This is a genomic window from Burkholderia sp. Ac-20392 (assembly GCF_017104585.1).
Taxonomy (GTDB): domain Bacteria; phylum Pseudomonadota; class Gammaproteobacteria; order Burkholderiales; family Burkholderiaceae; genus Burkholderia; species Burkholderia lata.
The window spans coordinates 1-9,953 of record NZ_JAAGPB010000314.1 but is presented as its reverse complement, the minus strand read 5'-3'; the positions used below and the strand labels follow the sequence as shown (position 1 = coordinate 9,953).

Here is a 9,953-nt window from a genome sequence, read left to right as displayed (position 1 = left end):
GCCGGCGCGGGCGGCCGTGCCGGCGAGGCGCGCGCCGCCGGGAGCGTCGAGCAGGCGGCCGATCTGGTCGATCTTCGCGAGCAGCAGGCGGGTCGTGTCACCGGCTGCGCCGTCGCCGAGCCGCGGCGTATCGACCGCGTCGAGCGCGCCGGCGCCCATCGCCTCGAACACGCGCCATGCATTCGCGCCGATGCAGCTCGTCACGATCAGGATCGCGCACGGTCGTTCGGATCGCATGATCCGCCGCGTTGCTTCGATCCCGTCGAATTTCGGCATGATCAGGTCCATCAGCACGACATCGGGCGGCTGCGCGGCGCACAGCTCGACGGCTTGCGCGCCGTCGGTCGCGACCCACAGCACGCGGTGCTCGGGCCGGCGCGCGATCGCGCGGCGCATCGCCTCGACGGCAAGCGGGAGGTCGTTGACGATGCCGATGTTCACAAGCGGAATTCTCCGGTCGGTTCGTAATGTTGGAGGGGGGCCGGGTTCATGGAAGGGGCTGCCTGTACGGCGCCGCCGGGCGGCATCGGCGGCCGGACGGCACGGCATTCTTTTCGGTTGGCGACGCCCGCATGCTGTCATGCGGCGCGGGCGGCGGCAATCGAAAAATTTGCGCATTGTGCCGTTTCAGTGCGTTTCCTCTATGACGACGCGCGTCCGGATGCCGCCGCCGGCCGCCGGACGGCGCGTGAAAGCCGGTCGCCGCTGGCGGGCGGACGGTACGCCATGCGATCATGACGCGCCCATCGCACCCTTCCGCCCTCCGCAGCGCGAAATCCGCCGAACGACATGAACCAGAAGCCCCGTTTTCGACTGACCGTGCGTGTCATTTCCGTATGGTCGTGCATCGGGGCGGCGACGGCGTTTGCCGGAGCGCCCGATACCGTTGCGTGGCCGTCGGGATGGGAAATTTCGCCAGGTCCCGCGCCGGCCACCCGCGCCGGCAAGACGCTGCCCGGCTCAAACGACGTCGCGGTGAAACGCGGCGCGTCGGGTACGGCCGACGCCGTGATGTCGCTGATGCGGATCGTCCGGACGGATCGCGGCGCGGCCCGCCTCGATCACGAGTTCGACACGCTGCAGCACACGATCGTCGAAGGCTACCGGAGTCGCGGCTGGACCGCGCAGTGCACGGCCGCCGGGCAGATGTCGCTGGGTGGCCGTCCGGGGCTTGCGACGACCTGCGACATGCAGCGCGCGGACGGGGTGGCGATCCGGCAGACGCTCGTCGCGACGATGAGCGCGACGACCGTGTACGGGCTGTCCTATACGGCGCCCGTCGATCGGTTCGACGCGAGCAAACCGGAATTCGATACGATGCGCGTGCATCTGACGGTGCAATGACGCGCGATGCAGGAGAGACGAAGCATGAAGGACAATCAGGCGGCACCGTCGGCACGGCGGCGCGGCACCGGCGGGGAACCGCCCGCGAGGCACGCGCGATGACCGCGCCCGATACGATACTCGTCAGCCGCGACCCGTACGCGCCGATCGTGACCGAGCACGACGGCCGCTTGCTGTACCGGATCTATATCGAGAGCGGGCACGCGTCGTTCTACCGCGATTTTCCGGTCGATCCGGACGCGGTGCGCGTGCTGCGCGACGACGCCGAGCGCTTTTACTTCCTGTTCGCGGCGCTTCACCATCCGTACCAGCTGAGCGCAACGAACCTGTCCGACGCGGAACGCGAACGCTACTTTCGCACGATCCTGTTTGCCGGCCGCGACGAAGTCGAAGCCTTCATGACGGAACTCGACCGCGCCAGCAACGGCGCGGTCGCGAACCTGCTGAGGATCTTCACGCAGGCCGACTACCGGCAACTGCGCACGGGCCGGTGGTTCGACATGGGCGCCGGCACACCGGCCGCGTAGCGCCCGCGCCGGCCCGTCATCCGCTTCAACGGGGGCGGGCGCGCCGTCAGTGGCTGCGCGCGTACCCCTGGATCAGCGCGCGCATCATCCCTTCGACCGTCGCGTCGAGCAGGTCGGTTTCCTGCTCGGACTCCTCGACGAGCGCGGCATACGCGGTCGCGAGCGTCACGCGATCGACCTCATGGCGTTGCTCCATCAGCGTCACCATCCCGTCCTTCGCCAGATGAGCGGAGAACGCGCGGCTGCCGATGGTCTGGAATACGTCAATCATGGCGGCTCTCCCGTCCGTTGCCGATGTTTTCCAGTTTAGTCGGCGCACCGGGGCTTCGCCACGCGCGGCGGCCCGTCTCACGCCGTCCCCGGGAGCGGGGGCGCGCGTGCCGCGACCGGCACGTTCGCACCGGCCGACCGTCCCCCAATTCCTTGGATGAAACACCGCCGACACATGGCCCGGGCACGGTATTCGCACGCTTCAACGTTTACCCGAAGCAGCAAATTGTCGACTATTTATCGATAAAATCTCGTGTTAGATTGCGCCGTCCGAGCCCGGTCCAAACCGGGCAGGCGGCGCATTCCAAGGCGCCGCGCGTCCGATACAAGGAGGAGCAATGCTGGTGCTGATTGGGGTGCCGATCGTCGTGATCGGTTTTGCGCTGCGCTTCAATGCGCTGCTGGTGGTCACGATCGCGGGGCTCGCGACGGGGCTGGCGGGCGGGCTGAATCTCGTCGATATCATCAGCGCGTTCGGCAAGGCGTTCACCGAAAACCGCTACATGGGGCTCATCTGGCTGACGCTGCCGGTGATCGCGCTGCTCGAGCGCAACGGCCTCAAGGAGCAGGCGAAGCGGATGATCTCGCGCGTGCAGGCGGCCACCACGGGCCGCGTGCTGATGCTGTACTTCGTGCTGCGCCAGGCGACGGCCGCACTCGGCCTCACGTCGCTCGGCGGCCATGCGCAGATGGTGCGGCCGCTGATCGCGCCGATGGCCGAGGCCGCCGCCGTCAACCGGCATGGCGAGCTGCCCGAATCGGTGCGCCAGCAGATCCGCGCGCATGCGTCGGGCGTCGACAACGTCGCCGTGTTCTTCGGTGAAGACATCTTCATCGCGATCCAGTCGATCCTGCTGATCAAGGGCTTTCTCGAGCAGAACGGGATCTCCATCGAGCCGCTGCACCTGTCGGTGTGGGCGATCCCGACGGCGATCGCCGCACTCCTGATCCACTGCACGCGCCTCGCGCTGCTCGACCGCCGGCTCACGCGCGGCTTCGGCCTGGTGGGGCAGGAGGGCGCGCGATGATCGGCCTCGAATCGCTGTACACGCTCGCGGGGCTGATGTTCGCCGCGTTCGCCTTCTTCAACCTGACCGACCGCACGAACCCGCGCCGCATCGTCAATTTCGCGTTCTGGGCGATCTACGCGGTCACGTTCCTGCTCGGCAAGTTGCTGCCGCATTTCGTGACGGGCTGTCTCGCGATCGCGCTCGCGGTGATCGCCGGCTCGGGCAAGCTCGGGCGCGGCAAGTCTGATGAAGCCGGGGAAGCCGCGGCCGTGCGGCGCGAGACACTCGCGCAGCGTTTCGGCAACAAGCTGTTCCTGCCCGCGCTGCTGATTCCGGTCGTCACGCTGATCGGCACGTTCGCGCTGAAGCTCGTGCCGTTCGTCGACCAGAAAAGCGTGACGCTGATCTCGCTCGTGCTCGGCACGCTCGTCGCGTTCGCCGTCGCGCTCGCGATGCTGCGCGATTCGCCCGTGCATGCGGTGAAGGAGGCACGCCACACGATGGACGCGGTCGGCTGGGCCGCGATCCTGCCGCAGATGCTCGCGGCGCTCGGCGCGCTGTTCGCGGTCGCGGGCGTCGGCGGCGTGGTGTCGGGGCTCGTGAAGGAGTGGGTGCCGATCGATTCGCCGTTCGCGGTGGTCGCGGCCTACACGGTCGGCATGGCGCTGTTCACGATGATCATGGGCAACGGCTTCGCCGCGTTCCCCGTGATGACGGCCGGCATCGGCCTGCCGCTGATCGTCCACCAGTTCCACGGCAACCCGGCGATCGTCGGCGCGATCGGGATGCTGAGCGGCTTCTGCGGTACGCTGATGACGCCGATGGCCGCGAATTTCAACATCGTGCCCGCGGCGCTGCTCGAATTGAAGGACAAGAATGGCGTGATCAAGGCGCAGTGGCCGACAGCCGTGCTGCTGCTCGCCGTGAACACGCTGCTGATGTATGCGTTCGTATTCCGTTTCTGACTCGATGGACGAGATGCCCATGACCGACCGACTCACGCCCGAACTCGCCTCGAAATTCGCGTCGCTCGCGCTCGCGCACCTGACCCGCGAATATCCGAACAAGCTCACGCATTCGCTCGCCGGCCCGCAGGACGTGCAGGGGCCGCGCGCACTTCACCCGATCTTCTACGGCAGCTACGACTGGCATTCGTGCGTGCACGGCTACTGGCTCGTGCTGCGCGTGCTCGAACGCTACCCGGCGTTGCCGGAGGCCGAACGCATCGTCGCGATCGTCGATGCGCACTTCACCGATGCGAACGTCGCCGGCGAGCGCGCGTATCTCGCGCTGCCGCACAACAGCGGTTTCGAGCGTCCGTACGGCTGGGCGTGGCTGCTCGCGCTGTCGGCGCAGCTGGAACGGCTCGCGCTGAAGGGGGCGATGCCGCAGGCCGCGCGCTGGGCGAAGACGATGGCGCCGCTGACCGACCTGTTCGTGTCGCGCTTCGAGACCTTCCTGCCGAAAGCGACCTATCCGCTGCGGGTCGGCACGCACTTCAACACCGCGTTCGCGCTCGCGCTGACGCTCGATTTCGCACGCGATACGCAGCGCGACGGGCTCGCGGCGCTGATCGTCGATACCGCGAAGCGCTGGCATCTGAACGATGTCGCGTGCCAGGCGTGGGAGCCGTCGGGCGATGAATTCCTGTCGCCCGCGCTGATGGAGGCGGAGCTGATGCGGCGCGTGCTGCCGGCCGCCGAATTCGACGGCTGGTTCGCGCGCTTCCTGCCCGATCTCGCGCGCGGCGAGCCGGCAACGCTGTTCGAGCCGGCGACGGTCAGCGATCGCAGCGACGGCAAGATCGCGCACCTCGACGGGCTGAACCTGAGCCGTGCGTGGTGCCAGCGTGCGCTCGCCGGCGCGCTGCCGGAAGGCGATGCGCGGCGCGCGAAGCTGCTCGAGGCAGCCGACCGGCATCTTGCGAGCGCACTCGCGCACGTGGCCGGCGACTACATGGGCGAGCACTGGCTCGCGACGTTCGCGTTGCTCGCGCTGGAGGCGTAGCGCGCGGGAAGGGGGCTGCGCCGCGGTTCAGGCCCGGGGGCGCGCAATCGTTCGGTCGCCCCGGGCCCGCAGCGACACGTCGAGCTTGTCCAGCATCTGCCGCCAGCCGATCGATACGCCTTTCGGCGCGAGTTCGGACGGTACGCGCTCATGCGTCAGCACGAGCTCGCACAGGCCGTCGCGGTCGAACAGATCGACCGTGACGAGCGTTTCCTGCTGGTTCATGTACGAGGACTGCCACGTGAATACCAGCTTCGACGGGCGATCCAGCACCCGGTATTCGCCGGTGTGCGTGTATTCGATGCGCGACGAACGCATGAAGATGTGAAAGCGTCCGCCGACGCGCGGTTCCAGCATCGCGTCGCAATGCTTCATCGTGCCGGGCAGCATCCACGCGCACAGCCCGTCCGCGTCGAGCCACGCGTCGAACACCTCGTCGCGCGACGCATGGAGCAGCTTGCGGACCGTGATCGCATGCGCGCTCATGCTCGGGGCGGCTTCTGCTTGCGCCTGGCGGCGAGATGCCGGTCGAGCGCGTCAAGCCGCTCGCTCCAGAACACCGTGTAGTGGTCGAGCCAGCGCTGTACTTCCTCGAGATTCGCTGCGTCGAGCTGGCACGTGTGCTCGCGCCCCCGGATTTCGCGGCGGATCAGCCCGGCTTTCTCGAGCGTCTTGACGTGCTTGGAGATCGCATTGAGGCTCACGTCGTAAGGTGCCGCCAGCTCGCCCACGGTCAGGCTGCCGTCGCGCAGCCGTCCGAGTATCGACCGCCGGGTCGGATCGGCAAGCGCGCTGAAGATGGCGTCCAGCCTGTCGGGCGAACGATCGTGTGGATTCATGGAGAGACTCATGGCGAAATTATATTCAACCACAAGGTTGACAATCAACCTTTGGGTTGAATAACATCGGATCGCCTTCAACCGGAGAATTCCGATGTTCAAGTTATTGCAGATCGATTCGAGCCCGATGGGCGATGCATCCATTTCGCGTCGACTGACGCAGGAGTATGCGCGCAACTGGCTGCATGCGCATCCCGACGGGCGCGTCGTGGAGCGTGATCTGTGTCGCATTGCGATGCCGCCGATCGACGCGGCGTGGATCGCGGCGAACTTCACGCCGCCGGACCTGCGGACCGCGCAGCAGAACGAGATGCTGGCTTTGTCGACGACGTTCACGACCGAGTTGCGCGATGCCGACGAATACGTGATCGGCGTGCCGATGCACAACTGGGGGCCGTCCGCGAACTTCAAGCTCTGGCTGGACCACATCGTCAGGCAGGGGGAGACCGTTGTAACGACGCCGTCCGGGCCGCGCGGGTTGCTCGGTGGACGGCGCGCGACCTTCGTGATTGCGGCGGGATGGCGGTACGGGCCGGATGCGGAGCGGGCGCAACGCAACTTCCTCGAACCCTGGCTGCGGACGCTGTTCGGTTATCTGGGTGTCGACGACATGCGTTTCGTGATCGCGGACGGTGCGGCGGATGTGTTCACCGGCAAGGCCGATAGCGCAGTGTTTCTCGCGCCCCACGTCGACGCGGTGCGCGCGTTGTTCGCATAGGTTGACCGGCATCTCGCGATCGCATTCGCCCACGTGGCCGGGCACGGGCTTGTTGTGACGTTCGCGTAGCTCGCGCTGGACGCGTGGCGCGCGAAACCCCGCCGGCGGCAAGGTCTTCGGGGCGCGGCTATACTCGCCGCTCGGGTTGCATCGCGCCGCATGCGTTGCGCGATGCGGCCATTCGTTTCCTTGCCGCCTCGCCATGGACAAGCTCATTTCATACGTCGCCGCGATCCACGGGCTCTCGGGCCCGGTGTCGATCGTGTCGCACACGACGTCGCACGACCGCTGGACCGACGACGACGTCGAGGTCACGCGCGACGAAACCGAATACCGCTTCGACAACGGTGCGATCGTGCGCCGCTCGGTCGAGCAGGACCGCGCACCTTCCGATCTGCTGTGCGCGGAATGCTGGATCGACTACGACGTGCTCCGCCATCCGGATGCGCAACCGATCGGGCCGACGCGGATGACGTTCGACAACGCCTGCCGCGAAACTTTCTGGCTGCGTTATCACCTTGCGTGACTGCGTGACTGCGTGACTGCGTGACTGCGTGACTGCGTGACTGCGTGAACGCCTGAGCGTGTGACCGAACGTCGGCATGAACACACTCGGCCGCGTCAACCCTGCGTCACGCCCTCCGCCGCATGCAGCAGCGGGGCCAACCGCACGGCTGCTTCCCGCATCTTCGGCACGTTTTCCAGCAAGTCGTTGAGCGTCGCGCGCGCGGTCGGCGCATGCACGGCGAGCGCCGCGAGCACGCGGCCGCTGGCTGCCTCCTTCACCGGCACCGCGACGGCCACCATCCCGCGCACGAATTCCTCGTTGTCGATCCCGACGCCGCGCGCGGCGAGCCGGTCGAGCTCGGCCGCGAGCAACTGCGCATCGGTCAGCGTCCGGTAGGTCATCTTCTTCAGCGTGAGCCGCGCGAGCATCGCGTTGCGCTCCAGCGCATTCATCTGCGACAGGAACAGCTTGCCGCTCGCCGTGCAGTGCAGCGGCACGCGCATGCCGGGCCGCATTTCGAGCCGCAGCGGCTCGGTCGTCTCGACGCGTTCGACGTACAGCACCGTGTCGCCGTCGAGCGCGGTGAGGTTGCAGGTTTCGCCGAGCACGTCGACGAGCGCACGCAGCACCGACCGGCAGCCGCGCGTGAAGGTGTTGTTCGACAGGGCCGCGAGCGCGAACTGCGCGGCGCGCGGACCGAGCGCGATGCCGCGGTCGTGGCCGCGCGAGTCGGGCATGTGGATCACATAGCCGCGCGTTTCGAGCGATTCGATCAGCCGCAGCAGCGTTGCTTTCGGGATATGCAGCCGCGTGGCGAGTTGCGACAGCGTGTATGGCTGGCCGGCCGACGCGAGCGCTTCGAGCACCGCGAGGGCGCGCAGCACGCGCGCGTCGTCGGCGGGCGCGCCATCGGGCGGCGCGGGGGCGGTTTCGCGCATGTGTCTCCTCCGTCGGGATCGGCATGCGTCCCGGGATGGTGGGTGCGATGGAAATGAAACGAATTGAACGGTTTTTGTACCACATTCGCGGCGTGGACAATAAATCGGCTTGTATGCGTTCCGTGTGCTCAATAAATTTGGACAAAACATACCGGATTTTTCCAATACCCCGGAACGGAGACACGAATGACACGCAGCTTCGACTATGTCGTGGTCGGCGCGGGATCGGCCGGTTGCGTCCTCGCCAACCGGCTGTCCGACGGCGGCCGCCACACGGTGTGCCTGCTGGAAGCCGGCCCCGCCGACAAATACATGTGGATCCACGTGCCGATCGGCTATGGCAAGACGATGTTCCACCCCGTGTACAACTGGGGCTTCCACACCGATCCCGATCCGAACATGCACAACCGCCGCCTGTACTGGCCGCGCGGCCGCACGCTCGGCGGCTGCAGCTCGATCAACGGGCTGATCTACGTGCGCGGGCAGCAGCAGGATTACGACCACTGGGCCGCGCTCGGCAATCGCGGCTGGAGCTGGCGCGAGTGCCTGCCGTATTTCCGCAAGCTCGAACACAACACGCTCGGAGAAGGGCCGACGCGCGGCACCGGCGGCCCGCTGTGGGCGTCCGCGATCCGGCAGCGGCACGAACTCGTCGATGCGTTCGTCGCCGCATCGAACCAGCTCGGCGTGCGCACGGTCGACGATTTCAATACGGGCGACCAGGAGGGCGTGGGCTACTACCAGCTCACCACGCGCAACGGGCTGCGCTGCTCGACGGCCGTGGCCTACCTGAAGCCCGCGCGCGGACGGCCGAACCTGCATGTCGAAACCGATGCGCAGGCGCTGAAGGTGCTGTTCGACGGCGCGCAGGCGTCTGGCGTACGCTACGTCCAGCATGGCAAGGTTCACGAGGTGCGTGCGCTGCGCGAGGTGATTCTCGCGGCCGGCGCGCTGCAGTCGCCGCAACTGCTGCAGGTGTCGGGCGTCGGGCCGGCCGCGCTGCTGGACCGGCACGGGATTCCGGTCGTCGCCGATCGCGCGGGCGTCGGCGAGAACCTGCAGGACCATCTGCAGATTCGTCTGATCTACGAAGTGACGAAGCCGATCACGACCAACGACGAACTGCATTCGTGGGTCGGCCGCGCGAAGATGGGGCTGCAATGGGCGCTGTTTCGCGGCGGCCCGCTCGCGATCGGCATCAACCAGGGCGGGATGTTCTGCCGTGCGCTGCCGGACGAATCGGCGACGCCCGACATCCAGTTCCATTTTTCGACGCTGTCGGCCGATTCGGCGGGCGGCAGCGTGCATCCGTTTCCCGGCTGCACGTATTCGATCTGCCAGCTGCGGCCCGAATCGCGCGGCACCGTGCGCATCCGCACCGACGATGCGCGCGACGCGCCGTCGATCCAGCCGAACTATCTCGACACCGAGCGCGACCGCCGCACGACGGTGGCCGGCGTACGCTTCGCGCGACGTGTCGCGGCCACCGAGCCGATGGCGTCGCTGATGCAGCGCGAGGTGCGGCCGGGCGCGGACGCGCAGACGGACGACGAACTGCTCGAGTTCTGCCGGGAATACGGGCAGACGATCTTTCATCCGTCCGGCACCGCGAAAATGGGCGTCGCGCGCGATCCGCTCGCGGTCGTCGACGAGCGGCTGCGCGTGTACGGCACGCGCGGGTTGCGCGTGGTCGACTGCTCGATCATGCCGACCCTCGTATCGGGCAATACCAACGTGCCGATCGTGATGGTCGCCGAGAAGGCGTCCGACATGATCCTCGAGGACGCGCGCA

Annotated in this window: 13 protein-coding genes; 8 read left to right on the top strand and 5 right to left on the bottom strand. The window is 67.4% G+C overall.

Going from position 1 to position 9,953, the window contains the following annotated elements; all coding sequences use genetic code 11:
- Window positions 1-441 (bottom strand): response regulator (locus G3N99_RS27070; RefSeq protein WP_206123933.1); only part of this gene is annotated, 441 nt, incomplete at its 3' end.
- 348 nt (window positions 442-789) lie between these two features.
- Here G3N99_RS27070 and G3N99_RS27065 point away from each other — a divergent pair.
- Window positions 790-1,344 carry a DUF4946 domain-containing protein gene (locus tag G3N99_RS27065; protein ID WP_206123932.1) on the top strand — a complete coding sequence of 185 codons (555 nt, stop codon included), beginning with the start codon at window positions 790-792 and terminating at the stop codon, window positions 1,342-1,344.
- Between the two features lie 98 nt (window positions 1,345-1,442).
- A complete protein-coding gene (locus tag G3N99_RS27060; protein WP_206123931.1) occupies window positions 1,443-1,871 on the top strand; it encodes a hypothetical protein in 429 nt (142 codons plus the stop codon).
- A gap of 46 nt (window positions 1,872-1,917) precedes the next feature.
- Here G3N99_RS27060 and G3N99_RS27055 read toward each other — a convergent pair whose 3' ends face one another.
- The gene (locus tag G3N99_RS27055; RefSeq protein ID WP_011355611.1) at window positions 1,918-2,142 is read right to left on the bottom strand and encodes a hypothetical protein; all 225 of its coding nucleotides are present in this window, start codon (window positions 2,140-2,142) and stop codon (window positions 1,918-1,920) included.
- Window positions 2,143-2,479: 337 nt separating this feature from the next.
- Between G3N99_RS27055 and G3N99_RS27050 the strand changes: the two genes are divergently transcribed.
- Genes G3N99_RS27050 through G3N99_RS27040 form a run of 3 tightly spaced genes read left to right on the top strand, consistent with a single transcriptional unit; the run spans window position 2,480 to window position 5,158 of the window.
- On the top strand, window positions 2,480-3,169 hold the full coding sequence (locus G3N99_RS27050; RefSeq protein ID WP_174936008.1) for a DUF969 domain-containing protein: 690 nt from the start codon (window positions 2,480-2,482) through the stop codon (window positions 3,167-3,169).
- On the top strand, window positions 3,166-4,116 hold the full coding sequence (locus tag G3N99_RS27045; RefSeq protein ID WP_174936006.1) for a DUF979 domain-containing protein: 951 nt from the start codon (window positions 3,166-3,168) through the stop codon (window positions 4,114-4,116). Before G3N99_RS27050 ends, G3N99_RS27045 begins: the two co-directional genes overlap by 4 nt.
- Before the next feature lie 19 nt (window positions 4,117-4,135).
- Window positions 4,136-5,158, top strand: a complete 1,023-nt coding sequence (locus tag G3N99_RS27040; protein WP_174936004.1) for a DUF2891 domain-containing protein — start codon at window positions 4,136-4,138, stop codon at window positions 5,156-5,158.
- Window positions 5,159-5,185: 27 nt separating this feature from the next.
- Here the strand turns inward: G3N99_RS27040 and G3N99_RS27035 are convergent, their stop codons facing one another.
- Together G3N99_RS27035 and G3N99_RS27030 are read right to left on the bottom strand one after the other, a co-directional pair.
- The gene (locus G3N99_RS27035) at window positions 5,186-5,644 is read right to left on the bottom strand and encodes an SRPBCC domain-containing protein (RefSeq protein WP_174936001.1); all 459 of its coding nucleotides are present in this window, start codon (window positions 5,642-5,644) and stop codon (window positions 5,186-5,188) included.
- Window positions 5,641-5,997 (bottom strand): metalloregulator ArsR/SmtB family transcription factor, encoded by a 357-nt coding sequence (locus G3N99_RS27030; RefSeq protein WP_174986636.1) that lies wholly within the window; start codon window positions 5,995-5,997, stop codon window positions 5,641-5,643. The genes G3N99_RS27035 and G3N99_RS27030 overlap by 4 nt, the downstream gene beginning before the upstream one ends.
- A gap of 94 nt (window positions 5,998-6,091) precedes the next feature.
- Here G3N99_RS27030 and G3N99_RS27025 point away from each other — a divergent pair, with 94 nt between their 5' ends.
- On the top strand, window positions 6,092-6,715 hold the full coding sequence (locus tag G3N99_RS27025) for an NAD(P)H-dependent oxidoreductase (RefSeq protein ID WP_206123930.1): 624 nt from the start codon (window positions 6,092-6,094) through the stop codon (window positions 6,713-6,715).
- A gap of 202 nt (window positions 6,716-6,917) precedes the next feature.
- Complete coding sequence (locus G3N99_RS27020; RefSeq protein ID WP_174948913.1) at window positions 6,918-7,241, top strand: hypothetical protein; 324 nt, start codon at window positions 6,918-6,920, stop codon at window positions 7,239-7,241.
- Between the two features lie 95 nt (window positions 7,242-7,336).
- On the opposite strand, the gene G3N99_RS27015 is transcribed toward G3N99_RS27020, so the two are convergent.
- Entirely contained in the window at window positions 7,337-8,161 is an 825-nt protein-coding gene (locus G3N99_RS27015; protein WP_206123929.1) for an IclR family transcriptional regulator, read from the bottom strand.
- 186 nt (window positions 8,162-8,347) lie between these two features.
- Between G3N99_RS27015 and G3N99_RS27010 the strand changes: the two genes are divergently transcribed.
- On the top strand, window positions 8,348-9,953 hold a 1,606-nt coding region (locus tag G3N99_RS27010; protein ID WP_206123928.1), incomplete at its 3' end, for a choline dehydrogenase.

What these genes read in the sequence shown, in the direction of transcription:
- G3N99_RS27060 (WP_206123931.1), top strand. Translation starts at nt 1,443, where the DNA reads ATGACCGCGCCCGATACGATACTCGTCAGCCGCGACCCGTACGCGCCG.
- G3N99_RS27020 (WP_174948913.1), top strand. Translation starts at nt 6,918, where the DNA reads ATGGACAAGCTCATTTCATACGTCGCCGCGATCCACGGGCTCTCGGGC.
- G3N99_RS27025 (WP_206123930.1), top strand. Translation starts at nt 6,092, where the DNA reads ATGTTCAAGTTATTGCAGATCGATTCGAGCCCGATGGGCGATGCATCC.
- G3N99_RS27030 (WP_174986636.1), bottom strand. Translation starts at nt 5,997, where the DNA reads ATGAATCCACACGATCGTTCGCCCGACAGGCTGGACGCCATCTTCAGC.
- G3N99_RS27015 (WP_206123929.1), bottom strand. Translation starts at nt 8,161, where the DNA reads ATGCGCGAAACCGCCCCCGCGCCGCCCGATGGCGCGCCCGCCGACGAC.
- G3N99_RS27055 (WP_011355611.1), bottom strand. Translation starts at nt 2,142, where the DNA reads ATGATTGACGTATTCCAGACCATCGGCAGCCGCGCGTTCTCCGCTCAT.
- G3N99_RS27035 (WP_174936001.1), bottom strand. Translation starts at nt 5,644, where the DNA reads ATGAGCGCGCATGCGATCACGGTCCGCAAGCTGCTCCATGCGTCGCGC.
- G3N99_RS27050 (WP_174936008.1), top strand. Translation starts at nt 2,480, where the DNA reads ATGCTGGTGCTGATTGGGGTGCCGATCGTCGTGATCGGTTTTGCGCTG.
- G3N99_RS27045 (WP_174936006.1), top strand. Translation starts at nt 3,166, where the DNA reads ATGATCGGCCTCGAATCGCTGTACACGCTCGCGGGGCTGATGTTCGCC.
- G3N99_RS27065 (WP_206123932.1), top strand. Translation starts at nt 790, where the DNA reads ATGAACCAGAAGCCCCGTTTTCGACTGACCGTGCGTGTCATTTCCGTA.
- G3N99_RS27040 (WP_174936004.1), top strand. Translation starts at nt 4,136, where the DNA reads ATGACCGACCGACTCACGCCCGAACTCGCCTCGAAATTCGCGTCGCTC.